The sequence below is a fragment of the Pradoshia sp. Z5_111 genome (genome assembly GCF_058267535.1).
Genome location: NZ_JBZCPQ010000003.1, coordinates 240,932 through 265,869, shown reverse-complemented (window position 1 = coordinate 265,869; position 24,938 = coordinate 240,932). Strand labels below are relative to the sequence as shown.

25 protein-coding genes and 1 other annotated feature are annotated in these 24,938 nt (G+C 36.1%); of the genes, 16 read left to right on the top strand and 9 right to left on the bottom strand.

Translation table 11 applies throughout. The features are described 5' to 3' along the window. Positions 1-10: 10 nt before the first annotated feature. Positions 11-1,000: a tryptophan--tRNA ligase gene (gene trpS, locus AC4D4A_RS08170; RefSeq protein WP_490995439.1), complete on the bottom strand. Its 990-nt coding sequence runs from the start codon at positions 998-1,000 to the stop codon at positions 11-13. 46 nt (positions 1,001-1,046) lie between these two features. After that, positions 1,047-1,285 (bottom strand) — a binding site (T-box leader). A 47-nt stretch (positions 1,286-1,332) separates the two neighbouring features. Next, positions 1,333-1,713, bottom strand: a complete 381-nt coding sequence (locus AC4D4A_RS08165; protein WP_490995438.1) for a DUF3899 domain-containing protein — start codon at positions 1,711-1,713, stop codon at positions 1,333-1,335. 359 nt (positions 1,714-2,072) lie between these two features. Between AC4D4A_RS08165 and AC4D4A_RS08160 the strand changes: the two genes are divergently transcribed. The 6 genes from AC4D4A_RS08160 (at position 2,073) to AC4D4A_RS08135 (ending at position 9,224) form a co-directional block, all read left to right on the top strand. Then, positions 2,073-3,734, top strand: a complete 1,662-nt coding sequence (locus AC4D4A_RS08160) for a peptide ABC transporter substrate-binding protein (protein WP_490995437.1) — start codon at positions 2,073-2,075, stop codon at positions 3,732-3,734. 124 nt (positions 3,735-3,858) lie between these two features. Continuing rightward, a complete protein-coding gene (opp3b, locus tag AC4D4A_RS08155) occupies positions 3,859-4,788 on the top strand; it encodes an oligopeptide ABC transporter permease (RefSeq protein WP_066101463.1) in 930 nt (309 codons plus the stop codon). After that, complete coding sequence (gene opp3C, locus AC4D4A_RS08150; protein WP_490995436.1) at positions 4,788-5,816, top strand: oligopeptide ABC transporter permease; 1,029 nt, start codon at positions 4,788-4,790, stop codon at positions 5,814-5,816. The genes opp3b and opp3C overlap by 1 nt, the downstream gene beginning before the upstream one ends. A gap of 18 nt (positions 5,817-5,834) precedes the next feature. Then, a complete protein-coding gene (locus tag AC4D4A_RS08145; RefSeq protein ID WP_490995435.1) occupies positions 5,835-6,905 on the top strand; it encodes an ABC transporter ATP-binding protein in 1,071 nt (356 codons plus the stop codon). 1 nt (position 6,906) lies between these two features. Next, positions 6,907-7,845, top strand: coding sequence for an ABC transporter ATP-binding protein (locus tag AC4D4A_RS08140; protein ID WP_490995434.1), 939 nt, complete (start codon positions 6,907-6,909; stop codon positions 7,843-7,845). Positions 7,846-8,036: 191 nt separating this feature from the next. Further along, the gene (locus tag AC4D4A_RS08135) at positions 8,037-9,224 is read left to right on the top strand and encodes a putative glycoside hydrolase (RefSeq protein ID WP_490995680.1); all 1,188 of its coding nucleotides are present in this window, start codon (positions 8,037-8,039) and stop codon (positions 9,222-9,224) included. Positions 9,225-9,740: 516 nt separating this feature from the next. Here AC4D4A_RS08135 and AC4D4A_RS08130 read toward each other — a convergent pair. Then, positions 9,741-9,929, bottom strand: coding sequence for a hypothetical protein (locus tag AC4D4A_RS08130; RefSeq protein ID WP_490995433.1), 189 nt, complete (start codon positions 9,927-9,929; stop codon positions 9,741-9,743). A 212-nt stretch (positions 9,930-10,141) separates the two neighbouring features. Between AC4D4A_RS08130 and AC4D4A_RS08125 the strand changes: the two genes are divergently transcribed. The 7 genes from AC4D4A_RS08125 (at position 10,142) to AC4D4A_RS08095 (ending at position 17,855) form a co-directional block, all read left to right on the top strand. After that, positions 10,142-10,723: a GNAT family N-acetyltransferase gene (locus AC4D4A_RS08125; RefSeq protein ID WP_490995432.1), complete on the top strand. Its 582-nt coding sequence runs from the start codon at positions 10,142-10,144 to the stop codon at positions 10,721-10,723. 355 nt (positions 10,724-11,078) lie between these two features. Beyond that, positions 11,079-11,474, top strand: coding sequence for a transcriptional regulator SpxA (spxA, locus tag AC4D4A_RS08120; protein ID WP_066101447.1), 396 nt, complete (start codon positions 11,079-11,081; stop codon positions 11,472-11,474). A 259-nt stretch (positions 11,475-11,733) separates the two neighbouring features. Further along, positions 11,734-12,393 (top strand): adaptor protein MecA, encoded by a 660-nt coding sequence (gene mecA, locus AC4D4A_RS08115; protein WP_066101444.1) that lies wholly within the window; start codon positions 11,734-11,736, stop codon positions 12,391-12,393. 193 nt (positions 12,394-12,586) lie between these two features. After that, positions 12,587-14,101, top strand: coding sequence for a cardiolipin synthase (gene cls / locus AC4D4A_RS08110; protein ID WP_490995431.1), 1,515 nt, complete (start codon positions 12,587-12,589; stop codon positions 14,099-14,101). Between the two features lie 122 nt (positions 14,102-14,223). Then, positions 14,224-15,369, top strand: coding sequence for a competence protein CoiA (locus AC4D4A_RS08105; RefSeq protein ID WP_490995430.1), 1,146 nt, complete (start codon positions 14,224-14,226; stop codon positions 15,367-15,369). 51 nt (positions 15,370-15,420) lie between these two features. Continuing rightward, positions 15,421-17,232 (top strand): oligoendopeptidase F, encoded by a 1,812-nt coding sequence (pepF, locus tag AC4D4A_RS08100; protein ID WP_490995429.1) that lies wholly within the window; start codon positions 15,421-15,423, stop codon positions 17,230-17,232. Positions 17,233-17,507: 275 nt separating this feature from the next. Beyond that, positions 17,508-17,855: a GyrI-like domain-containing protein gene (locus tag AC4D4A_RS08095; protein ID WP_490995428.1), complete on the top strand. Its 348-nt coding sequence runs from the start codon at positions 17,508-17,510 to the stop codon at positions 17,853-17,855. A 111-nt stretch (positions 17,856-17,966) separates the two neighbouring features. Here AC4D4A_RS08095 and AC4D4A_RS08090 read toward each other — a convergent pair whose 3' ends face one another. The 5 genes from AC4D4A_RS08090 to AC4D4A_RS08070 all read right to left on the bottom strand — a co-directional run bounded on the left by AC4D4A_RS08090 (position 17,967) and on the right by AC4D4A_RS08070 (position 21,217). Then, on the bottom strand, positions 17,967-18,140 hold the full coding sequence (locus AC4D4A_RS08090; protein ID WP_490995427.1) for a hypothetical protein: 174 nt from the start codon (positions 18,138-18,140) through the stop codon (positions 17,967-17,969). A 305-nt stretch (positions 18,141-18,445) separates the two neighbouring features. Further along, positions 18,446-19,327 carry a ClpXP adapter SpxH family protein gene (locus tag AC4D4A_RS08085; RefSeq protein WP_490995426.1) on the bottom strand — a complete coding sequence of 294 codons (882 nt, stop codon included), beginning with the start codon at positions 19,325-19,327 and terminating at the stop codon, positions 18,446-18,448. Then, complete coding sequence (locus AC4D4A_RS08080; RefSeq protein WP_490995425.1) at positions 19,320-19,724, bottom strand: globin domain-containing protein; 405 nt, start codon at positions 19,722-19,724, stop codon at positions 19,320-19,322. Before AC4D4A_RS08080 ends, AC4D4A_RS08085 begins: the two co-directional genes overlap by 8 nt. Before the next feature lie 219 nt (positions 19,725-19,943). Next, complete coding sequence (locus AC4D4A_RS08075; RefSeq protein ID WP_490995424.1) at positions 19,944-20,615, bottom strand: lytic transglycosylase domain-containing protein; 672 nt, start codon at positions 20,613-20,615, stop codon at positions 19,944-19,946. Positions 20,616-20,620: 5 nt separating this feature from the next. Then, positions 20,621-21,217, bottom strand: a complete 597-nt coding sequence (locus tag AC4D4A_RS08070; RefSeq protein ID WP_490995423.1) for a CYTH domain-containing protein — start codon at positions 21,215-21,217, stop codon at positions 20,621-20,623. 272 nt (positions 21,218-21,489) lie between these two features. Between AC4D4A_RS08070 and yjbM the strand changes: the two genes are divergently transcribed. From yjbM to AC4D4A_RS08055, 3 genes are all read left to right on the top strand, one after another. Next, complete coding sequence (gene yjbM, locus AC4D4A_RS08065; protein ID WP_066101419.1) at positions 21,490-22,113, top strand: GTP diphosphokinase; 624 nt, start codon at positions 21,490-21,492, stop codon at positions 22,111-22,113. Between the two features lie 22 nt (positions 22,114-22,135). After that, positions 22,136-22,930, top strand: coding sequence for an NAD kinase (locus tag AC4D4A_RS08060; protein WP_490995679.1), 795 nt, complete (start codon positions 22,136-22,138; stop codon positions 22,928-22,930). Positions 22,931-23,056: 126 nt separating this feature from the next. Then, positions 23,057-23,956: an RluA family pseudouridine synthase gene (locus AC4D4A_RS08055; protein WP_490995422.1), complete on the top strand. Its 900-nt coding sequence runs from the start codon at positions 23,057-23,059 to the stop codon at positions 23,954-23,956. Positions 23,957-24,165: 209 nt separating this feature from the next. Here AC4D4A_RS08055 and prpE read toward each other — a convergent pair whose 3' ends face one another. Continuing rightward, the gene (gene prpE / locus AC4D4A_RS08050; RefSeq protein ID WP_490995421.1) at positions 24,166-24,912 is read right to left on the bottom strand and encodes a bis(5'-nucleosyl)-tetraphosphatase PrpE; all 747 of its coding nucleotides are present in this window, start codon (positions 24,910-24,912) and stop codon (positions 24,166-24,168) included. Positions 24,913-24,938: the final 26 nt, after the last annotated feature.

The window sequence follows — 24,938 nt, the reverse complement described above, 5'->3', positions numbered from 1 at the left end:
ATAACTATCTTTATCTTCTTTTGCGTCCTAAACCAATCGCGTTTTTCATTTTTCGTAATGTTTTATTAGCAGCTTTATTTGCTTCTAGAGCACCTTTGTCGAGGATTTCATCCAATTCAGGTGAATTCAGTAATTCCTGATGACGTTCCTGAATAGGTCGTAGTGTTTCAACCACTACATTGGCAACCTCTGCTTTAAAATCTCCATATCCTTTACCCACGAAGCGTTTTTCAATGGATTCTATGCTTTCACCGCTCAGTGCAGAGTGTATGGATAAAAGGTTTGAAATGCCTGGTTTATTTTCCTTGTCGAATTTCACGATTCCTTCTGAATCCGTAACCGCACTCTTGATTTTCTTCTCAACCTGCTTTAGATCATCTAATAAAGAAATAGTTGATTTTTTATTTGGATCGGATTTGCTCATTTTTTTTGTTGGCTCCTGTAAAGCCATGATTCTTGCTCCTGAAACAGGTAGTTGGATATCAGGAATTGTAAAGACATCTCCATATTTTTTATTGAAGCGTTCAGCAATATCACGAGTCAATTCAACATGCTGTTTTTGATCATCGCCTACTGGAACAATATTGGTTTGATATAAAAGGATATCAGCAGCCATCAATGGAGGATAAGTCAGAAGACCGGCTGAAACAGATACCTGTGATTTAGATTTATCTTTATATTGAGTCATTCGCTCAAGTTCACCAATGGAAGTATTACATTGCATAATCCATCCGGCTTCTGTATGAGCCGGAACCTCAGATTGGATAAAAATTGTCGCTTTCTCAGGATCAATCCCAACAGCCAGATAAAGAGCTGCCAGATTTCTAATGTTCTTTCTTAGTTCGAGGCGATCCTGCGGAACCGTAATCGCATGGTGATCAACTATGCAAAAGTAACAATGGGAGTCATTTTGCAACTCTACGAATTGTCTTAATGCTCCAATATAATTACCTAGGGTCACGAGACCGGTTGGCTGAATGCCAGAAAAAATAATACTCATTTTCATTCTCCCTTCAATATAAAAAATCCCATTCGTCTCCACTATTAAAAGGGACGAATGGGATTCGCGGTACCACCCTAATTGTTTACGTTCTATACATAAACCACTCAGGAATATCCATTAAGATATTCATGCCCAGTAACGCGGGCAAACGTCCTGTCATACTGTCATTTTTCCTACAGGAGGCTTAAAAGTCCATTCAGGTATACGGGCTGTTTGTTCGCAGCAACCACAAACTCTCTGAAAACCTTGTACTACCTTACTACTCTTTGTCATAGCCTATAATAAATATTAAGTAATGATATTCTACTTAAACCTGATTAGAAATGCAACTATCCAAAGAAAATAATTGAACAAATAAAAGTAATGACACATGAAAAGATACCGGAATAAAGTAAAGGACTAGTCCAGGAGAAGGTAAGCACCTCCATATTCGGGCCTTTATGTAGGGATTCTTCTTCATGCTCTGATACATATTCCTCTTTCTTAGAATTGACTTTCCAGAACTTTTTAAATGAATAGGAAAAGACAGAGAAGAAACCTCCTCCTATTACATATAGGATAGCGCCGGCACAAACATAAAAGAGGCCTATCATAAAATAGCTATCAATCAATGAAAGCAGAAAGTGATTTTTTATAATAATTGAATAGATAATTGAAATCAGAAGGCTGATACCGTTTAATAAAAGAAATTTTTTTTGTGAAGACTTCATTGGTTTCCTCCGATATAAGTTGTTTTATAAAATGTATTTAAATTTTATATCAATAATTTAAAAATTAAAAGTTGCAAGTTTATTTATAAAATTTTATTATATTCATAACGTTTCATTTTTAATTAAATACGCTCTTCTGGTTTAAATTATCTGAAAAATATAATTTTTTTATTTTTATAGGATATTTTACCCAGGCATTGGTACATCAAGGTTTGTTGTTAATACTTGTATTCGAAATGACATATGTTCGTAAACAAAATGTAAAAAAATGATTGCAAAAAATTCTGAAACGTTTTATGATTGGTTACGAAATCTTCTGAAAATTAGAAGAGTAAAAAATAGGGAGGTCATTTACTAGTATGAAAGCAAAAAAAATCTCATTATTTCTTGTAATGATTCTTGCTTTGAGCACTTTCCTTGCAGCTTGTTCCGGCGGAGACGAAGAGACAGGCGGCAATGATAAAGGTGAAGGCAAAGGCAAGAAAGACGTTGAACAAGTACTTAACTTAGTAGAAACATCTGAAATTCCTTCTATGGACACTGTAATGGCTACTGATTCTGTTTCTTTCAACGTTATGAACAATACGATGGAAGGTCTTTACCGTTTAGGAGAGGGAGATAAAGTTGTTCCAGGTGTTGCTGAGGGCGATCCAACAGTAAGTGAAGATGGAAAAACTTTCACTATCAAACTGCGCCAAGATGCTAAATGGTCAAATGGTGATCCTGTAACAGCTCACGATTTCATTTTTGCTTGGCAAAAAGCTGTAAATCCTGATACTGCTGCTGAATATGCATACATGATGTATGTAATTGAAAATGCTGAAGAAATCAACACTGGTAAAAAGAAAGTGGAAGAGTTAGGTGCTAAAGCGCTTGATGATTACACTCTTGAAATTAAACTAACAAATGCTATCCCTTATTTCCAATCTCTACTTTCTTTCGGAACATTCATGCCACAAAATCAAAAGTTTGTTGAAGCACAAGGTGAAAAATTTGGTCTTGAAGCAGATACAACACTTTATAATGGACCATTCACGATGTCTGAGTGGAAACATGAAGAAAGCTTCACACTTACTAAAAATGATCAATACTGGGATAAAGATACTGTAAAGCTTGAAACAATCAATTTTAAAATCGTAAAAGATACTAATACGGCAGTAAACTTATATGAAACAGGTAAAATTGATCGTGTAGGATTGACTGCTGAAAACGTTGATAACTACAAAGATAGCGAAGAATTCGGTACGGAAAAAGATACTGCTGTATACTTCCTTCGTTATAACCAAAAGAACAAAGCATTAGCAAATGTTAATATCCGTAAAGCAATTGATATGGCTTATGACAAAGATGCTTTTGTAAAAACAATCTTAAATAATGGATCTGTACCTGCATACTACTTGGTACCAAGTGATTTTGTTAAAGGTCCGGACGGAAAAGATTTCCGTGACACTAACGGAGATATGAACGTTACAAATAAAGATGAAGCTTCAAAGCTTTGGGAACAAGGTTTGAAAGAAATCGGCGAATCCAAAGTTGAACTTGAATTGCTAAATTATGATGGTGACTCTGCTAAGAAAACTGGTGAGTATATCAAAGAACAGCTTGAAACTACTCTTCCAGGACTTACAGTTAGCCTTAAGCAACAACCATTCAAGCAAAAACTTGAATTAGAATCTAAAGGTGATTATGACTTCTCTTATGCTGGTTGGGGTCCAGATTACCAAGATCCTATGACTTTCATCGATATGTTCGTAACTGATGGAGCTCATAACCAAATGGGATACTCAAATCCTGAGTATGACAAATTGGTTAAAGAAGCTGGATCTACATTATTAAGTGATCTGCCAGCACGTTGGGAAGCTCTTCAAAAAGCAGAAAAAATCCTAATTGAAGAAGATGCGGCCATCAGCCCACTTTATCAACGCGGACTTTCATTCCTAACGAAGGATAAAGTTAAAAATCTATACAATCACGCCTTTGGTGGAGATTACAGCTACAAGTGGGTATCAATCGAGGAATAATAGCTCGTGTGCCTGAATGGGAGAGTGCATGCCTGAAATGGCATGTGCTCTCCTTTTCCCTAGTTATGGGAGAAAATTCAGAATAGAAAAATAATTGTGATAAACTGAAAAAGGGGGGCTAATAATGCTGCGATATACATTACAACGGATATTCTATATGATTATTACTTTATTTGTTATTACAACTGCTACCTTTTTCTTGATGAAAATGCTGCCGGGATCTCCGCTGAAAAATCAGGAAAAGCTTACTGCTGAACAAAAAGAGATTATTTATGAAAAATATGGACTGAATGACCCAGTGCCGAAGCAGTATGTCACTTATATGACAAACTTAGTTAAAGGGGACTTAGGTACTTCTTTCCAATATGACAACAGACCGGTTACAGAATTAATTGCTACACGTATTCCAAATTCAGCCCATTTGGGTTTTCAAGCTTTGCTGTTTGGAACGATTGTTGGCCTAATGTTAGGAATAGCTGCTGCACTGCGTCATAATACATGGATAGATTATGGTGCCACTGTTATTGCTGTCCTGGGTGTTTCGATCCCATCCTTCGTTTTTGCAGGATTTTTACAGTATTTCTTAGCCGTTGAAAATCAAATCTTCCCGGTTGCTTTCTGGGATGGATTCGAATATACGATCTTGCCAACACTAGCGCTTTCCGCTGGGGTTATAGCAAGCATCGCTCGTTTTATGAGGTCTGAAATGCTAGAAGTTATGGGATCGGATTATATTACTCTTGCAAAAGCAAAAGGTTTATCCGGTGTAGCTGTAGTATTTAAACATGGTATAAGAAATGCATTGATTCCAATTATTACGATTCTTGGACCAATGGCCGTCAATATTATGACTGGAACACTAATAATTGAACGAATCTTTGCTATTCCTGGATTAGGGGAACAATTTGTTAACTCTATTAATATGAATGATTATCCAACCATTATGGGTACTACGATCTTTTATAGTGCACTATTTATTCTTGTAATCTTCTTGGTGGACATCATGTATGGAATTGTTGATCCTCGTATCCGCCTTGCTGGGGGGAAAAAATGATGGAAAATAATCTAAAGACAGAAAACCTTTCTCCAGAATTATTTAAGGTTGTAGGGCAAGAATCTCATGAAGCAGAGAAAATCGTTCGCCCCAGCCTAACATTTTGGCAGGATGCATGGAGACATTTGCTTAAAAATAAAGGTGCAATTTTTGGACTTGTCATGGTTGTGATCTTTGTTCTTTTAGCGATCTTTGCACCAATGACGTCTGGTTACACATATAAGCAACAGGACATAGCGAATTCTAAATTGCCGCCTCGTGTTCAGGGGTTGGAAAATATCAGCTGGCTTCCATTTGATGGTACAGATAAAAATGGTGTGAATGTCTATGAAAAAAATGGAATTGAAGACAGATATCACTGGTTTGGTACAGATGATTTAGGGCGTGACCAATGGACAAGGGTTTGGTACGGCGCAAGGATTTCCTTGTACATCGCTGTATTGGCAGCCGTAATTGAGTTTTTCATTGGTGTAACCTATGGAGGGATATCTGGTTTCTTTGGAGGCAGAATTGACGCTGTCATGCAGCGTATTATTGAAGTGCTCGTCGGTATTCCATATCTAATTGTTGTTATTTTAATGATCCTAATTTTCGAAAAGCCTGGGGTAATTTCGATTACACTCGCCATGGTTATAACCGGTTGGATAGGAATGGCTCGGATGGTTAGGGGGCAATTCCTGAAATTAAGAGATCAGGAGTATGTTTTGGCTTCGAAAACGCTAGGTGCTTCAAATAGAAGCTTAATATTCAAGCATCTACTACCAAATGTATTAGGACCCATTATTGTTACATCGATGTTTACAATTCCGGGAGCCATATTCACCGAGGCATTCCTAAGCTTTATTGGTCTGGGAATTGCTGCACCTGAAGCTTCTTTAGGTTCTTTAGTAAATGACGGTTTTAGATATATAAAATCATATCCGTATTTATTGATCATTCCATCCTTAGCTATCAGTATACTAATCTTAAGCTTTAACTTATTGGCTGATGGTCTTCGTGATGCGCTTGATCCAAAAATGCGAAAATAATAGGGAAGGAGAATTATAATGGAGAAATTACTTGAAGTAAAAAATTTGCATGTCTCCTTCGATACCTATGGTGGTGAGGTTAAAGCTGTACGTGGAGTTAGTTTTGACTTGTTCAAAGGAGAAACATTAGCAATTGTTGGAGAATCCGGTTCCGGAAAATCCGTAACAACAAAGGCATTAATGAGATTAATTCCGAATCCTCCAGGACGTATAAAAGAGGGGCAAATACTTTTTGGGGAAAATCGTGACCTTGTTAAAATGACTGAAAGAGAAATGCAACGAATTCGTGGGAAAGAAATGTCAATGATATTCCAGGATCCGATGACTTCTTTAAACCCAACCATGAAAGTCGGTAAGCAAATTATGGAAGGGTTAATCAAGCATCAAAATTTAAGCACAGCAGCTGCCCGTGAGCGAGCAATTGAGCTTTTAAGATTAGTAGGGATTGCCCAGCCTGAAATTCGAATGAATCAATATCCTCACCAATTCTCAGGCGGAATGAGACAACGTGTAGTTGTAGCGATTGCTCTTTCGTGCAATCCAAAGGTGCTGATTGCAGACGAACCTACAACAGCCTTGGATGTTACCATTCAGGCGCAAATACTTGAATTAATGAAGGATTTACAAAATAAGATTGATACATCCATTATCTTTATTACACATGATTTAGGAGTCGTTGCGAACGTAGCTGATCGTGTAGCGGTTATGTACGGAGGACAAATTGTTGAGACTGGAACGGTAGATGAAATTTTCTATGATCCGCGCCATCCATATACATGGGGGCTGTTATCCTCAATGCCTAGCCTAGATAATAGTGGGGATGTTGAGCTTACAGCGATTCCTGGTACTCCTCCGGATTTGATTCATCCACCGAAGGGGTGTGCATTTGCACCAAGGAATCCATATGCTTTAGCAATTGATTATGAAAAGGAACCACCTATGTTCCAGATTTCAGATACTCATTTTGCAAAAACTTGGCTCCTACATCCGGATGCACCAAAAGTAAATCCACCGGAGCTAGTCCAACAGCGTATTCGCCATATGGCCTCCAATTTTGAAAAACCTGTACAAGTAGGAGGGGTTAACTAATATGGCTACAAAAGAAAAAATTATCGAAGTCAAAGGACTTAAACAATATTTTAATGTTGGTAAACCGAATATGGTTAAAGCGGTGGACGATATATCTTTTGAAATCTATAAAGGTGAAACATTTGGTCTGGTGGGGGAATCTGGATGTGGTAAATCTACAACAGGGCGATCCATTATCCGTTTATATGATTTGAGTGGCGGAGAAGTCATTTTTAAAGGGAAAGAAGTCCATGGCAGAAAATCAGGTAAGGATCTAAAGCAATTTAACCGAGGCATGCAAATGATCTTTCAAGATCCTTATGCTTCATTAAATCCTCGTATGACTGTAGCTGATATTATTGCAGAAGGAATTGATATACACGGATTAGCAAAAAGTAAGGAAGAGCGTATGAAACGTGTATATGATCTTCTTGAAACAGTTGGACTTAATCGTGAGCATGCGAGTCGTTATCCGCATGAATTCTCTGGTGGTCAGCGTCAAAGGATTGGGATTGCTCGTGCACTCGCAGTGGATCCTGAATTTATTATTGCCGATGAGCCAATCTCAGCGCTTGATGTTTCGATTCAGGCACAGGTTGTTAACCTTCTGAAAAAGCTTCAAAAAGAAAAAGGGTTAACATATCTGTTCATCGCGCATGACTTGTCAATGGTCAAATACATCAGTGACCGTATAGGTGTTATGTATTATGGTAAATTGGTTGAAGTTGCAGACAGTGAAGATTTATATAAAAACCCAATGCATCCATATACTCAATCTCTTCTTTCTGCGATTCCACTGCCGGATCCGGAAAGTGAACGTACGCGCAGAAGAAAACCGTATAATCCGGAAGTTCATAATTATGAAGAAAATGAACAATTAGAGATGCGTGAGATTGCACCAGGACATCATGTATTGTGTTCATTAAAGGAATTTGAGCAATATAAAAAAGCATATATCTAAAAAGATTAGCATGAACCGGATGTGGTTCAAATGTCATATTGGAATATGTATCAAAAAGGTTATCCTTCTGTGGATAGCCTTTTTGATGTATTTTTGGAAAAAGAGGGAAGTGAGAGGTTTTTTCATATATATAGGAGGTATAATAATAGTGACATGAAGGAGTGATGTGGGGGATGAAATCGGTTAAAAAAATGGCAGTGGTATTATCAATCCTAATTATAGGGACACTGTTTACAGAAGTAGCTTATGCTGCTACAGAGGCTGAAAAAGAGTTTTTATTACATAGTGGACAGAGTATTCTTCTAAAAAACAAGGAACTTCCTGACGGGATGCAACGATTTATAAAAGAATCGAAATATTCATTTACATATCCTGATGCAGTAAGAGGCATCTATGTGACAGGAAATTCTGCAGGGGGCAGTAAATATAACGAACTGGCAAAATTAGTAGATACAACAGATTTGAATGCGATGGTTATTGATATAAAAGATGACTTCGGTAAATTAACCTATAAACCAGATCCATCTAAGTCATATGCTAAAGCTGGAACAAATCTAATTAAAGATCCAGATAAATTATTAAAGGATATGGAAAAAAGGGAAATCTATCCGATTGCCAGAGTAACGGTTTTTAAGGATAGTTATTTGGCGAATAAAAAACCTGAATGGTCATTTTTAGATGGAAAAGAAGTATGGAAAAATGGCAGAGGAGAATCATTTGTTAACCCATTTGTAAAAGATGTGTGGGAGTATAATGTAGAGATTGCAAAAGAAGCAGCTGAAATGGGTTTTCAGGAAATTCAATTTGATTATGTTCGCTTTCCCGAAGGATTTGAGAATCGCGATAAAGAACTGAAATACTCAGTGGGTAATTACGGGGATAAGGCTGTTGATAATGTTCAGCATCGAGTAAATGCTGTTACGGACTTTGTAGAGTATGCTAAGAGTGAATTGGAGCCATATGGGGTAAAGGTATCAGTTGATATTTTCGGCTACTCTGCAACTCTTCCAGAAGCGCCTGGAATAGGACAAAACTTCTCTAAGATATCTGAGCATGTTGATGTCATTTCTTCTATGATCTATCCGAGCCATTGGACATCGTATTTTGGAATTGCCAAGCCTGATTTAGAACCATATAAACTTGTAAAAGAATATGCAAAACTAGAGAATAAAAAATTGAGCAGTTTAGAGAGTCCGCCAATCTCCAGACCTTGGATTCAGGATTTTACGGCACCATGGCTAGGTAAAGGGAATTATAAGCAATATGGAAAAAAAGAAGTAGAAGATCAAATTAGAGCGTTAAAAGAAGAAGGAATCAATGAATATTTGTTATGGAACTCAGGAAACCGTTATACCTCCGGAGTTGACTATAAACAATAATAAAATCATATTAGATGAAACAAAGAGGCTGGGACATAAGTATTTCAGTCAATGATAAATCGGAACTATTAGGTGATATTTTATAAATACTGCGCCAATAGTTCCGATTTTTATTTGTTTTAGTAGATTGGTTACTTATTTATACAATTATTAAACTTAGTGGAATGGAGCGGTAGCCACCGACTCCTGCGGGAAGTAGAGGAAAGGCTGAGACCCCGCAGGCGCAGCCGAGGAGGCTCAGCTTCCTCCCCGCGGAAAGCGAGTGGCTGCAGCGTAATGGAACGAACTTTTCTTCCAACTTAACTCTTTAATAAGTGAAAAAGGAAGATTACATTATTTTTATAAGAATTTAATTTGTAATGTATCAAAAGGGGATATTCTTTCAATAGGTTCTTAAGAAGTAGAATACTGGATGAGGCCGCTATTTGTAAGAATTTTTAAAGCCATTGGTGATTATGAAGATTATTTCGCTACTCGTATACAATTGCATTAGGAAGATATAGAAAATCGAAATGGTTATTTGTTTTTCTTGCCGCCAACCTTATTAAATCCGCTTGTTGATCTGTTCGTTTGTATCACAAACTCAGAACGCTTACGCCTGCCGAAGATAAGATTTCCAATACCATTTGTTAAAGGACCCATAAAAGCAGTTAGACCGATGATTAAACAAGATACCAATATAAAATCAAGGATATATTCGCTCATTCGTTCCTCCTTTTATATTTCGACTGTGTAAATTTCTTTACATTTACATTGTAATAGATTAAGAAGTGGGAGAAAAGGGAAAAGGTAACTTGGTTGCTAAATTTTATACATTTAATAAAATATATCACCTTAGAAGATAATAAGAATTGTATGTATTTAAAATCAAAATTATTAGGATACGAACTAGATAAACAAAGGAGCAGGTGCATCAGATGAGTTGGTATAAAAGATTGCGTGAATATTTTCCGGAAGAAGAAATGAAATCAGAAGAACATATAAACATGCTGTTAAATCACGGTCAGAAAGATTACTTCCTTGATAATGGGAAAAATCATATTTTATTATATGCAGAGAAAGAGAACTTTATTTTTGTTGATTACTTATATGTGATGGGTAGTGCAAGAGGAAATGGTACAGGAAAAAAGGTTTTGGACAAGCTGAAATTAAAGGGAAAACCAATCTTTTTAGAAGTAGAACCGATAAACGAGACGGAAGAGGATTCGGAGAAAAGATTACGATTTTATAAACGAGAAGGATTTAAGCATGCGAATACCGTCTCCTATGTTAAAAATTCACTCGCTACAAATAAAGATGTAGAATTGGAGATTCTTTATTGGAGTCCTGAACCAGATAAGCATATGGATCATGAGGTATTAGACGGAATGAAAGAAATCTACCGTGAATTGCATACTTATAAGGATGAAGAATTATATGGTGGAAAATATCGGCCAACTGAGAAAGCACTGAAAATAAAAGAAAATAAATCTGATATTTTAGATGAAATAACAAGCTGAAGATTTAACTTCAGCTTGTTTTCTTTTTACCTCAAATGTTTAACGGCTTCGCTCTAGGGTATATAAATAATAGAAATTATTTAAAAAAAGAGACACAGGCCAAATGAAATAGGGCAAAGGAATGGAGTAATATAACAATTATTTCAATAATATGATAGTAAGGTTAATGTTTAGTAAACCCGGAAACATTTTCTAAAAAATCTCTACACATTCCATTATTAATCATGTATAATAATTTTATATGTTCCTTAATTATAATTATTTTAATTTAGATAGTATCATAAGCATTGTGAAATGTTAAATATATAGCTCTAACGGGATAAGGGAACTTAAAGAATAGGGAGAGTGACAGGGAATGGTTACACTTTACACATCACCTAGCTGTACGTCATGTAGAAAAGCAAAAGCTTGGTTAGAAGAACATGATATTCCATATAAAGAACGTAATATTTTTTCTGAATCATTAAGTCTTGATGAAATAAAAGAGATTTTACGTATGACTGAAGATGGTACCGATGAAATCATTTCAACACGCTCGAAAACTTTTCAAAAGTTAAATGTAAATCTTGATAATTTACCTTTACAGGAATTGTTTAATATCATCCAACAGAATCCCGGATTATTAAGAAGACCAATTATCATTGATGAAAAACGTCTGCAAGTTGGTTACAACGAAGATGAAATCAGACGATTTTTACCTCGTAAAGTAAGAACATTTCAACTTCGAGAAGCACAGCGCTTAGTTAATTAATTTTTATATTGTTCATAAACCCCCTTCCTGGACAGCGAAGGGGGTTTTGGTGTATCTTAAATTATTAGACATAATTATTTTATGAAATATAGGCTTTTTGTTTCCCACTATTTACTATTTATCATAAAATATAACTACCACCTGCTTTATAAAAAGAACATCCATGATTAACATTTTTAAAAACAGGGAAAAGATATAACAACCTAGTTTGGGGGTATATCCCTTCAATTACCTCAAACCAGAAGGGAGAGAGTGAATCATGGAAATCGAACGTATTAATGAGAATACTGTAAAATTCTACATTTCATATGGGGATATTGAAAAGCGAGGCTTCGATCGAGAAGAGATCTGGTATAATCGTGATCGAAGTGAGGAACTTTTCTGGGAAATGATGGATGAAGTGCATGAAGAAGAGGATTTTACTGTTGAAGGCCCACTTTGGATTCAAATCCAAGCACTTGAAAAAGGGTTGGAGATTTTAGTTACTCGAGCGCATCTATCCAAGGATGGCCATAAATTCGATTTGCCAATTGATGATCCCGCCAATTCCGTTGATGTGAAGATAGAGTCTATGCTTGAAGAGCATTTTCAAACTAACCAAGCAATAGATGAGCAAATAACAGAGGATGATACATTGGAATTTGTCCTTTCATTTAAAGACTTTGAAGATGTCATTGCATTAAGTAAAACGAACGGAATTCAAGGAGTTGTGACCAAGTTATACTCCTTTGAAAATATATATTATTTGTATGTAGAATTTCCAGATGGAGAGTTTGTGGAAGAAGAGATTGATAATAAGCTATCAATTATACTTGAATATGCTGATGAATCTCCTGTTACAATCCATCGTCTTGAAGAATATGGAAAAGTCATTATACCTAAAGATGTATTCTCGACTGTAAGCCAATACTTTTCTTAATACTCATTAATTGAAAGCTGATTTCCACTTGGAAGTCGGCTTTTTAGTTCTTAAATTGGTCTGGAATCACCACATTGAGGACCCCCTATTTAGAAAGTGTGATTGAAAAACTAATCGAGGGTTTGCGTCATTCAGACCATATTGGGGTATAGATAATGAAAGTTTTCAATGAAAAATGGATAAGGTGAGGATTATGAAGAATTTTATTAATGTTCTTTTATTTATCGCAATTTTAGGGATTGTGGGATTTATATATCAGAAAAATTTCGATGGGGATTATATTCAATATGGAAGTATATTATTTACAATAACTGTTGTTTTTATTGGATTTATTATATTCCTGGAAAATCGTCATCCTGCACAGACACTAGCATGGTTAATCGTTTTGGGTGCTTTTCCGGTAGTTGGATTCTTGTTTTATTTGTTATTTGGAAGGAATTTTAGAAAAGAAAAGATATTTAAGAAAAAATATTTTTTAGATAAGCAAAAGTATATGGATATTACAGGTGAAAATGAGAAAAAATTATTAAGATTAGATGATGAGAATCATGATTACAGCCAATTGTTTAATCTAGCTGATCAGATTGCCAACACCCCTATCTCTTTATCCACGGAGACGAAAGTTCTTACAAATGGAAAAGAGACATTTAATGCTATTAAAGAAGCTTTATTGCAAGCAAAACATCATATACATATGGAATATTATATTGTTCGCCATGATACCTTGGGGAATGAAATTAAAGACATACTTATTAATAAAGCGAAAAATGGTGTGAAAGTAAGATTTCTTTATGATGCAGTCGGTTCATGGACTCTTTCAGGGGAATATATCAAGGAAATGAGAAAATGGGGGATTGAGGTAGTGGCGTTTGGCCCTGTGAGGCTCCCCTTTTTAAATAATAAATTCAATTTTAGAAACCATCGAAAAATTGTTGTAGTGGACGGAGATATTGGGTTTGTTGGTGGTTTAAATATCGGTAATGAGTATTTGGGTAAAGATGAGAACTTTGGATTTTGGCGTGATACCCATTTGAGATTAAATGGAGAAGGAGTCCGCAGTTTACAATTAATCTTTATGCAGGATTGGTATTACATGACCAACCACAGTTTTTTAACAGATGAGTATCTTGCTCCTGTAGCAACAGAACATGAAAAAAAGCATGGCGGAGTACATATAATTGCAGGTGGGCCTGATAATGAATACAGTACGATTAAAAATATATTCTTTTCTATGATTGTTTCAGCAAAAAAATCGGTATGGATTGCCTCTCCTTATTTTATCCCGGATGAAGATATATTTTCTGCCTTGAAAATTGCTGCTCTAAGTGGCATTGATGTTCGTTTATTAGTACCTAGTAATCCGGATAAGAGAATTGTCTTCCATGCTTCGAGATCCTATTATCCTGATTTATTGGAGGCAGGAGTTAAAGTCTATGAATACCGTGAGGGTTTCATGCATTCAAAAATCATCATTGTAGATGGTGAACTTGCATCTATAGGTACATCAAATATGGATATGAGAAGCTTTCATTTGAACTTTGAAGTCAATGCGTTCCTCTATAAGACCGAAAGTGTACAAACATTAGTAAATGATTATCTACATGATTTATTAGTTTCGAATGAGCTGCATGTTGAGGTATTTAAAGATAGACATTTCGGTATGAGAATGCTGGAATCACTATTTAGACTATTATCACCGATGCTATGATGAAAAAAGCTCAATCGAGTAGAAATGTTCAACAGATATACATATAGAGTTCATTTAGAATGAAGGTTTATTAATAGATAACGAGAATTTGATAGGTAAACCATAGGAAAAGGAGCCTGTACATGCTGGTTGCTATTAATAAAGAAGATAAGCAAATTCATGCCAATCATATTATAAAGAGACACGAGGAAGAGTATCGCTGTCCTGCTTGCCGGAAACGTGTGATATACCGTTCCGGCCCACGGACGATTCCACATTTTGCCCATCAAACAAAGGGGAACTGCCAGGCAGCAACTGAATCTGAAACAGCAGATCATCTATCAGGGAAAAATAATTTATACCATTGGTTAAGAAGGTGTCAACTGGATGTTGAACTGGAGAAATATTTAGCTATCATAAAGCAAAGGCCAGACATTTATGTAAGGAAGCAAAATCAATATTATGCAATAGAATATCAGTGTTCACTTATTCATGAAGAGTTATTTTTGAAAAGAACAAAAGGGTACTTGGATGCCGATATTGTTCCTATCTGGATTTTTCACAGCCATTTCATTAAAAGAAACGGAGTTTATCTGTGGAGGCTAAATTCACTCCTTAAATCTGCTCTTAGAAAATCTTCATCACCTTTTCTCCTCTTTCATAACCCCAAGCAAGCAAATTCCATACTGGCACTTGTGAATATCATACCAGTCTCAATAGAACAATGTTTTGGTCAGATGGTAGTGTTATCCAATGGGATGGACCTGAAAAGTATCTTATCTCCACCCAGACAAGAAATCGCTTATTTAAACGATTGGTTTAAAAAACGTACTCTGCAACTTATGAATGAAATCCGATTTAAGGGCTTACAAAGTAAGTTGATTAAAGAATTATATCAGGCTGGGATATCTCCATATAAAGTACCTGAATTTGTAGGAGTTCCATTGTTGAGCGGCTGTATGTATGGAATGCCGGCTACTGTCTGGCAAGGATTAATCTATATCGATTTAATGAAGTGCTTTAAGATGCATGGAAGAATCAGTGAAGCATGGATTCGGTCAAGTTTTTTGGAAAGAATAAAGAAGAAGGATATAATTTTAAATCAATGCCCTTTAATGAGCCAGGATATTTTTAGCGCATTGAAAGAATATCTGAGATTCCTTGAAAAAATTGATTATTTGGAAAAAATAGATGTAAATCATTATATAATAAGAGAGGACCTCATTTTAGGTGATCATTTTGAAGAGAAAATCAAATTGAGGTTATTCGATTTTTTTGAAGGGAATTAAAGGTATTATGAAGAACTTTTATGAAAGAAGTAAATGATTGGAGGGAACTGCATGGCTGCAGATATTAAACAATTACCTGAAAGAAAAGATATACCTGTAGAAGATACTTGGAGACTGGAGGATATCTTCCCAAGCGATGAAGCATGGGAAAAGGAATTCAAGGACATTTTGGCTGAATTGCCAAAAGGAGATCAATATAGAGGGAAATTGGAAGAAAGTGCTGATACCTTATGGCAGGCTTTGCAATTTCAGGACATGATTACTGAGAGACTTGGACGATTATATACATATTCTCACATGAGATACGACCAGGATACCGGTAATACATTTTATCAGGGAATGGACGACCGCGCCCGGAATTTATATTCTCAGGCTGCCAGTGCTTTTTCGTATATTTTACCTGAAATCCTTGCAATTAAAGAAGAAACAATTAATCAGTTCATGCAAGAAAAAAAGGAGCTTTCCTTATATGAACAATCTTTAAAAGAGATTAATTTACAAAGACCTCATGTTCTATCTGCAGAGGCTGAGGCTTTATTGGCTCAGGCATCAGAGGTGATGGGGACTGCATCCAATACATTTGGTATGTTAAATAATGCCGATCTTCGTTTTCCTACAATTAAAGATGAAAACGGAGAAGAGGTTGAACTAACTCACGGGCGGTACAGCAGGTTTTTGGAGAGCAGTGACCGTAGAGTTCGTGAAGAAGCCTTTAAAGCGATGTATAAGACATATGGACAGTACCGAAACACATTCGCAAGTACTTTATCCGGCACGGTGAAGAAAGATAATTTTTATGCAAAGGTACGTCATTATGATTCTGCAAGACATGCAGCTTTAAGCAATAATAATATTCCGGAAACAGTATACGAAAATCTAATCAATTCCATTCACAACAATCTGCATTTATTGCACCGTTATGTGAAGCTTCGTAAGAAACTTTTAGGTGTGGATGAATTGCATATGTATGACTTATATACACCTTTAGTGAAAGATGTGAAGATGGATGTTTCCTATGACGAGGCTAAGGAATATATCCTAAAAGGGCTTGAGCCTTTAGGCGAGGAATACATCAATGTATTAAAAGAAGGATTTGAAAACCGTTGGGTAGATGTTCACGAAAACCGCGGTAAACGAAGCGGCGCATACTCCTCAGGTTCATATGGAACTAATCCATATATATTAATGAACTGGCAGGATAATGTGAATAATCTTTTCACATTGGCTCATGAATTCGGCCATTCTGTACACAGTTATTACACACGTAAAAATCAGCCATATCCATATGGTAATTATTCGATTTTCGTAGCTGAAGTAGCATCTACCACAAACGAAGCCCTGCTGAATGATTATTTGCTTAAAACAATTGATGATGAGAGCAAGAAAATTTATTTATTAAATCATTATCTTGAAGGTTTTAGAGGAACAGTATTCCGTCAAACGATGTTTGCGGAGTATGAGCACATTATTCATAAGATGGCACAGGACGGAGAAGCTCTGACTGCAGAAAGCCTAACACAAAAATATTATGAGCTTAATAAAAAATACTTTGGTGATGATATTGTTATTGATGAGGAGATTGGTTTGGAATGGTCAAGAATCCCTCATTTCTACTACAATTATTATGTATACCAATATGCAACTGGATTCAGTGCAGCAGCAGCGTTAAGTAAACAGATCTTAGAGGAAGGTCAGCCGGCTGTTACGCGCTATATTGAATTCTTAAAAGCAGGCTCAAGTGATTTCCCGATTGAGGTTCTTAAAAAAGCAGGTGTAGACATGACTTCGCCGAATCCGGTTGAAGAAGCTTGTAAAGTTTTTGAGGAAAAATTGAATGAGCTGGAAGCTCTTTTAGATAAATAAGAAAAAGTTGATGATTTTTTGAAATGCCCCTTAGAAGTTAGACTCCAAACTTTTAAGGGGCTATTTTTTTGATGGTATTAAATGCTGAAATTAAACTTAAAGTTCCAGTAATAAAAAAAATAGAGGGGGTAAATAACCCTTGGAGGAAAAAGTATTACAAAGCCCAATAATTGAGGATCTTAGTGAAATTAAATTAGTAGGTTTTCGAGTTGTGTGCGAAGGTGAACAATATCTAAAATGAAATTCCAAAAGCAGCGAAACTTCTTAATGAACGTATGGATGAAATCCAACAGGTTACCAATTCATCTGTACAATATGGAGCATTTGTAGTTGATAACTATTCAGAAGATGAAGATGGTTATTGGATCTGTGTTCAAGTTAACGAGTATGAAAATATTCCGGATAATATGGTTTTCTTAACAATTCCACCTCAAAGATATGCTGTAAGTAAACATAATGGTTCTAATTATAGTATTAGAGATACATACGCAAGATTACACGCCTGGGTTGAAAAAAACGGATATGAAAGACAATTAGATAAATGGCATTTAGAAAGGTATCATAGTTGGAATAATAAAGATAATCTAATTATTGAGTTATTGGATACTGTTACAGAATCTTAAACTCTAAAAAGTAAGTGAAGCCAATCATGAGAACTCGCTAATTTTCTGCGAGCTCTCACGTTTAATTCGTCATTCAACAATATCCAGTAGATCTATGCCAACTTAAGGCTTTTAGAATCCCTTGAATTTTTTTTGATAACCGAGACTATACATAAAGATGAAAAAAGAGAGAAATAAAATAGGTGATGATACATAGAGAGGAATGATCCGCATAATCCCAAACAGCTGCAGGGATATGGAAAATAAAACTAATAAGATTAAACTGCTAATATAAATTTTTTTCATAGAAATCACCCTTTAATACATAGTATAAATAGTACTGATTTCTAAAGAATATGGCAGAGGATAAGCAAGTATGCAGAAAAAATGACAGAAATGTGAATAAATGAACAAAGTACTTGCATATGTGTTAAGAATTTGTTATATTACTATTGTGAAGTTGATCACTAGCAAACATTTACCCCTTTGTTTGACCGTGAAAAATTTCTCCCATCCCCTTTGTTCGTATGAAGAATAAGACTCTGTCCGATTACAGAGTCTTATTCTTATTTATACGGAAAAATATTATAGAATAATAATAATGGCGGTTTTTAATCGTTTTCTGCATATCTCCAATACGTTATGTTGGATGATGGTATCCTCTCAACTGTGCGCTTCAAGAGTAATTTTTTCATTTCCCTTTCAACTTCCTGTATATCCATTCGGTAAATAAACGTAATCTCATGAGTATTAATAATTTGAAAATCCTTAATACAGTCCTCTAAAGAGGGGAGTAACTGTGCTTTAGGCGGAAATCCCAACATCTCCTCAAGTATTTGAACATAAACTTCATAAGGGTAAGCTCCTGATACCTTTATACCTTCATCTTCCATCTTTTGATTAAAAAAGACCAGGCTAGGCAGATCAGTGACATCCATTTCTGAAGAGATTTTTAAATCACATTGAAAAGCTTTTATGGCACTTTCTGAATTCATATCACGTGAAAACTCATCACAATCTATCTTGGCTTTATGAGCGCAGGCTAACAATGTATGCCAATTTGATACACTTTTTTGATCAAGAAATAAAGCCTCCTGGATTTTCTTGAAAAAACGATATCCAGCCTTTTTTCCTTGCATTTCTGCAGCTTTAATCGCGATTGGGGTGATATATAACGAGTTTTCGGGATCGCTGATCCAAATATTATCATCACAGGAAATACCAGACCTGTTTGCAGCAGAAAGAAATGAGGGATGTGGGTGTTTAGCATTTGGATGCTTTCTTTCCACTTTTTTGCTAAACACATACTTTAGAGCAAAGTAATGCCCATATTCTAATTTCAGTCGTTTTATAATTCGTTCCAGCTCAAAGCAAATTGAACAAGTAGGATCTATAAATAAATAGATTTCTAATGGTTTTTCCAAGGGTTTAAAATATTGATGGACAGACAGCCAATCCTGCCATTTTGGAATTGAAGAGTCATGCTTATTCATAACTATCACCTTTTTGCTGGATATCGTTTGTATTTATCATATGCTCAGCTGTTAAAGTAAGTCTGTTCAGAAGATACTCTCTTAAAGGAGAATCTAACTGAATACTTTCCATAGCCTTCTCCATACAGCTCAGCCAGGATTTTGCACGCATAGGTGTAATTTCAAAAGCAAGATGTCTTGCTCTTAGCATGGGATGCCCATGTTCCTCAGTATACAAAGAAGGTCCGCCAAGAAACTGAGTAAGAAACTGTTTCTGTTTACGGGCTGTCTCTGTAAGATCATCTGGAAAAATAGGAGCTAGCAGCGGATGCGAACCCACATGATCATAAAATGCATCTATTAATTCAGATAACCGCTCTTTCCCTAATGCATCATATGGAGTTGGATTTTCTGCCATACATTATTCTCCCTCCATGAGTTGATAAGAATAATTTTAACAAGCAAAACTTGAATTATCCAATATACTGCTTTTTTTCCTGATTTTATAAAATATTGAGAGGTGGATGCTGGGAGATAAGCTTATTAGAAGGTTATTGATTGAGCTTCAAATTGTTTATAGAAGGGGAAATAAAAAACTGTTCATTTTATGAACAGTTTTGCAGGTTTGGTTATTATTTTATGCGTAATAGGAAGCCATGACTTTATTTACATAGTTCTGCGTTTCTTTAAAAGGCGGTACTCCACCATATTTATCAACATTTCCTGGACCTGCATTATAAGAAGCTAAGGTCAATTCGATATTTCCATTATATTTAGTCATCATGGATTTAAGATATTTAGTTCCACCCATAATATTATCATAGGGATCCATAATATTGTTTACACCAAGAGATGAAGCCGTTTTGGGCATTAGCTGCATCAAGCCTGATGCCCCGGCTGAGCTAATGGCATTTGAATTATAGCCGCTTTCCTGCTGTATGACGGATCTTATTAATTTTTCAGGAACATGATATTTAGTGGAAGCTTCTTTTATAATGTCATCGTAATCCGTATTCTGATTCATACTTACTTTACTATTAGTTGATTGATTAGTAATTGGGACAGGATTGTACGCAATGGACGGAGAAGACGGAATGCTGCTGTTGATTATAGTTGCCAATGTACCTAATCCTGGATTGGCAGCAAGTGCATTATTCGTAGGATGGCTGACGGATGTAAGAACTTCATTCAGCATAGCCTGAAATAAATTGGCAGAAGAAGGTGCCTGAGTTACAGTATTAGTATCTGTTGGTCTCAGGGATCCGAGAGCTTGAAGTTGAATAATCGTATTTATGTCTCCTACGTTCATTATGTTCACTCCTCAATATGGTTTGAAATCATTTGATTATAAAAACGTTGAACTTTATTTTCAGTTGGACGAACCAGAATGCCAGCTTCTGATAAAAGCTGATCAAACTCTTTCTTTCCTTGATCAAAGTTGTCTACTTCAAATTCTACCTCATAATCCTCTATTTGGAAATAGGAGCTATTATCTAAAACGAGCAGGCCGCTCTTAAAAGGAAGCTCAACCCGTTTTGTTGTCAAGGTACCAAAATAACGAATTTCTTGTGGGTTGATTTTTAGATTTTTTATTCTTTCCGAGATTTTGCTATCAGGGATACCACCATCTTTTATGATTTTATTAGCTGTATCAGGATCTATATCCCAGTTGGTTTCCAGTAAGCCTTTTTGATTTTCAAGAGGCTGTTTAAGGGTCATCTCATAGGATGAATTTTTTTCACGTATGCGTAGTGCTGAGGTATATTTCTTTAAATCAAACGTAGCTGTGTCAAAGTAATGATTTTTTTGTACTGTAAAATGCTCGGGCTTTATTTTGAAACGTTGCATGAGGTGGTTAAATTCCTCAAATGTCAGCAAATTTTTGAATTCAATTTCGATTTGTTCGCTCATATGTACATCCTCCATGATAAACTTATGTATAACTATTATGACTTTTTCATTAGATAACATCAATCTTAGATATCCGTATAATCTTTGTGTTAAAATGGGTTTGAGCAATTTAGGGTAATAATTAGTACTAAATGTATTCATTAGCATGGTTGAATAATGATGATCAATTCATAAAATACATACTAATACATGATAATGTAATGTCTTCGATTCTGAATTTTCCCTTGCTCTCAATAACAAGATATTGAAAAGTATTTCAGGTGGTGGAATCCATGAGTAGAAAATGGGATGAATTTTTAGCCCCCTATAAACAGGCGGTTGATGAGTTAAAGATCAAATTAAGGGGTATAAGAACCCAATGTGACTTAGAAAAAGAACATTCACCAATAGAGTTTGTTACAGGACGCGTTAAACCGATCGCAAGTATCCTGGATAAGGCTTATCAAAAGCAAATTCCTGAGGAAAGACTTGAACTGGAATTACAGGATATAGCAGGTCTTCGAATTATGTGCCAATTTGTGGATGATATAAAACAGGTCGTTATGCTGTTACGACAAAGAACTGACTTCGTAATTATTGAAGAAAGAGACTATATTACAAATAAAAAAGCAAGTGGATACCGTTCGTATCATGTAGTTATTGAATATCCGGTTCAAACGATTCACGGAGAGAAAAAAATATTAGCGGAGATACAAATTCGTACCCTTGCCATGAATTTCTGGGCTACGATAGAGCATTCACTTAATTATAAATATAACGGACAATTCCCGGAAACATTACGCAATCGCTTAGAGAGATTAGCTGAAGCAGCTTTCCATATGGATGAAGAAATGACACAGATTAAAATGGAAATCCAGGAAGCACAGCAATATGTCTTTAAGAAGAGGGGGAAATAACACTTTACAGGTGGGGATTATGATGAAATATGCAGTTACGTCTAAAGGAGATACCAAATCCAATCATTTTATGGAGCAAGTGAAGGATCAATTGGATAGTCTGGGTGTTATTTATGATGAGGATCAACCTGATGTAGTTATATCTGTCGGCGGTGATGGAACATTGTTATATGCCTTTCATCGTTATAGCTCACGTCTTGATAAAACAGCATTTATAGGTGTACATACAGGTCATTTGGGTTTTTACGCTGACTGGAGGCCTGAGGAGATTACAAAGCTTGCCAATGCTATAGCTAAGACGCCTTACCAAACTGTTGAGTATCCATTACTGGAGGTTACGGTTCGTTACAGTCACGGTGGCAGAGAGTCAAAATATTTAGCCTTGAATGAATCAACTGTTAAAAGTGTGGGGAGCACATTGGTGATGGACGTAGAAATAAGAGGGCAATCCTTCGAGAGGTTTAGAGGGGACGGTTTGTGCGTATCAACTCCTTCAGGCAGTACTGCGTATAATAAAGCCCTTGGCGGTGCGATTATTCATCCTTCCATCCCTGCTGTGCAATTGACGGAAATGGCTTCCATCAATAATAGAGTGTTCCGTACTATTGGTTCTCCTTTAATACTGCCAGCTCATCATACCTGTATGATGAAACCAGTAACAAATGATGACTTTCAAATTACCATTGACCATTTAAGTCTTTTGCATAAAGAGGTAAGGTCCATACAATTCAGAGTGGCAGATGAACGAATCCGTTTTGCTCGTTTTAGACCTTTCCCATTTTGGAAAAGAGTTCGTGATTCTTTTGTTACAGAATAAAAAGAAGGTTATAGTAGGTGTCCTAAAAGAATGCAGTTTGTCTTTTGGGCACCTTTTTTACTGAATAAATAATCCTTTAGCTTAAAAAGCTAGCTATAAATATGAATGATGAAAAGGAAGGTCTCCATGGTGAAGCCATTTACATTAGAGTGGACAGTAGAAAATCAGGAAAGCGATAAAATTTTGAGAGAATATTTGTCTGATAAAAAAATATCAAAATCAGCGTTGGCAGATATTAAATTTAAGGGTGGTCATATCTTAGTTAATCAGCAAGAAGTTACAGTACGATACATATTGAAGACTGGTGATCAGGTTACTGTAATCTTCCCGAAAGAGGTGGGAAGTGAGCAGCTGATAGGTGAGAAGATACCACTGTCTATTGTCTTTGAGGATGACTATGTAATGGTCGTCGAAAAACCGGCCGGTATGTCTACAATTCCGTCAAGAGAGCATCCAGCCGGGAGCTTAGCCAATGCAATCATTGGCCATTATGAACAAATTGGCCATTCAGCGACTGTTCATATTGTCACAAGATTGGATCGGGATACGTCTGGCTTGGTCTTAATAGCCAAGCATCGGCATATACACCATTTATTAAGTTTGTCAAAATCTATAAAAACAGTGGAAAGAAAATATAAAGCAATCGTAACCGGTGTGATGACACCCCTGGCTGGAAAAGTGGAAGAACCTATTGGTCGTATGGATACCAGCATTATTAAACGTGAGGTACGGGAAGATGGCCAATATGCATGTACGGAATATAAAACGCTGCACTCGCTTGAGCGGTTTTCACTTGTGGAATTAACGCTGAAAACTGGAAGAACACATCAAATACGAGTACATATGGCACATTTGGGACATCCATTATTAGGTGATGATTTATATGGGGGAAGCAGAGAACTGATTAAGCGGCAGGCCCTACATTGTTATTCGTTGAAATTTCTGCATCCAATAACGGAAAAAGAACTCTCATTTGAGAGTGAATTACCAGAAGATATGATGCAATTAATAGAGGGCTTAAAATAGTGTATATGGAATTTGAGCAGGAATAGTTGATCTTTTAAAGTCGAAAATTAAAAGGAGTATTGTATAAATAGACTGTGGATTATTGACCTATGTAATGAGTACTTCAGGATCGAGGATAATCCGATTTTTTCAACAAAAGTTTTCTTGGAAAATAAAAAGGTGCTGAATGTCGCACAATAGGACCTATCAGACACCTTTAATCATTAGAATTAACTTTCATACGTATGAAATTTTTCTGGAACCAGCGGCTGAGATGAGGTTATCGAGAAAAGGGTCATATCAGGGTAACGCAAAGCAGTTAATTTCCCTCCAAATACAGCTCCCGTATCGATATTGTACGTATTATTTTTAATTCTTGGTTCGCGGACAGGTGTATGCCCATAGACAATAATCGGATCACCCGGATGTCGAAGTGCCCAATCTCTTCGTTCTGGTCTTCCATCCGGCAGTGTTTTTCCGGTTATATCCCCATACAAAACAAATGTTTTAACACCCTTATGTGTTGCTCCAATGAATTCTTTTTTAATACCGGCATGCGCAAGGACAAGCTTTCCTTGATCTAAGACAAGATAAAGAGGAGCTGACTCGTATAATTGCATAAAATGATCGCGCACCATCTTTCTTTCTGGTTTAGATAAAGCCTCAAGTTCAGCAATCGTTGTCTCTAAGCCATGTACAGCCTTTACTTTATTGCCTAGGAAATAACGATATAATTTATTGCAATGATTACCCGGTATATATAAGGCAGTTTTCCGTTGTATGGTTAATGTCCATACAAGGTTGATCATCTCTATAGAATTAGGGCCTCGATCAGTAATATCGCCTATAAAGACAGGGGTATTTCCGTTTGGATGGACAGGAATATTATCCTCATCAAATTGATAACCCAGTTTGTGGAATAATTCGATACATTCCCCATAACAACCATGTACATCGCCTATACAATCATAGATCATTTGAATCACTTCCTTCTATTACCTCT

Bases quoted from the DNA above. Each gene is read 5' to 3' on its own strand.
- AC4D4A_RS08130 (WP_490995433.1), bottom strand. From the start codon at position 9,929: ATGAGCGAATATATCCTTGATTTTATATTGGTATCTTGTTTAATCATC.
- AC4D4A_RS08140 (WP_490995434.1), top strand. From the start codon at position 6,907: ATGGCTACAAAAGAAAAAATTATCGAAGTCAAAGGACTTAAACAATAT.
- opp3C (WP_490995436.1), top strand. From the start codon at position 4,788: ATGGAAAATAATCTAAAGACAGAAAACCTTTCTCCAGAATTATTTAAG.
- AC4D4A_RS08105 (WP_490995430.1), top strand. From the start codon at position 14,224: ATGCTGGTTGCTATTAATAAAGAAGATAAGCAAATTCATGCCAATCAT.
- AC4D4A_RS08075 (WP_490995424.1), bottom strand. From the start codon at position 20,615: ATGAACGTAGGAGACATAAATACGATTATTCAACTTCAAGCTCTCGGA.
- AC4D4A_RS08160 (WP_490995437.1), top strand. From the start codon at position 2,073: ATGAAAGCAAAAAAAATCTCATTATTTCTTGTAATGATTCTTGCTTTG.
- AC4D4A_RS08060 (WP_490995679.1), top strand. From the start codon at position 22,136: ATGAAATATGCAGTTACGTCTAAAGGAGATACCAAATCCAATCATTTT.
- spxA (WP_066101447.1), top strand. From the start codon at position 11,079: ATGGTTACACTTTACACATCACCTAGCTGTACGTCATGTAGAAAAGCA.
- AC4D4A_RS08055 (WP_490995422.1), top strand. From the start codon at position 23,057: ATGGTGAAGCCATTTACATTAGAGTGGACAGTAGAAAATCAGGAAAGC.
- opp3b (WP_066101463.1), top strand. From the start codon at position 3,859: ATGCTGCGATATACATTACAACGGATATTCTATATGATTATTACTTTA.
- AC4D4A_RS08085 (WP_490995426.1), bottom strand. From the start codon at position 19,327: ATGAATAAGCATGACTCTTCAATTCCAAAATGGCAGGATTGGCTGTCT.
- AC4D4A_RS08145 (WP_490995435.1), top strand. From the start codon at position 5,835: ATGGAGAAATTACTTGAAGTAAAAAATTTGCATGTCTCCTTCGATACC.
- AC4D4A_RS08135 (WP_490995680.1), top strand. From the start codon at position 8,037: ATGGCAGTGGTATTATCAATCCTAATTATAGGGACACTGTTTACAGAA.
- mecA (WP_066101444.1), top strand. From the start codon at position 11,734: ATGGAAATCGAACGTATTAATGAGAATACTGTAAAATTCTACATTTCA.
- trpS (WP_490995439.1), bottom strand. From the start codon at position 1,000: ATGAGTATTATTTTTTCTGGCATTCAGCCAACCGGTCTCGTGACCCTA.
- AC4D4A_RS08165 (WP_490995438.1), bottom strand. From the start codon at position 1,713: ATGAAGTCTTCACAAAAAAAATTTCTTTTATTAAACGGTATCAGCCTT.
- yjbM (WP_066101419.1), top strand. From the start codon at position 21,490: ATGAGTAGAAAATGGGATGAATTTTTAGCCCCCTATAAACAGGCGGTT.
- prpE (WP_490995421.1), bottom strand. From the start codon at position 24,912: ATGATCTATGATTGTATAGGCGATGTACATGGTTGTTATGGGGAATGT.
- pepF (WP_490995429.1), top strand. From the start codon at position 15,421: ATGGCTGCAGATATTAAACAATTACCTGAAAGAAAAGATATACCTGTA.
- AC4D4A_RS08080 (WP_490995425.1), bottom strand. From the start codon at position 19,724: ATGGCAGAAAATCCAACTCCATATGATGCATTAGGGAAAGAGCGGTTA.
- AC4D4A_RS08090 (WP_490995427.1), bottom strand. From the start codon at position 18,140: ATGAAAAAAATTTATATTAGCAGTTTAATCTTATTAGTTTTATTTTCC.
- cls (WP_490995431.1), top strand. From the start codon at position 12,587: ATGAAGAATTTTATTAATGTTCTTTTATTTATCGCAATTTTAGGGATT.
- AC4D4A_RS08070 (WP_490995423.1), bottom strand. From the start codon at position 21,217: ATGAGCGAACAAATCGAAATTGAATTCAAAAATTTGCTGACATTTGAG.
- AC4D4A_RS08125 (WP_490995432.1), top strand. From the start codon at position 10,142: ATGAGTTGGTATAAAAGATTGCGTGAATATTTTCCGGAAGAAGAAATG.
- AC4D4A_RS08095 (WP_490995428.1), top strand. From the start codon at position 17,508: ATGGATGAAATCCAACAGGTTACCAATTCATCTGTACAATATGGAGCA.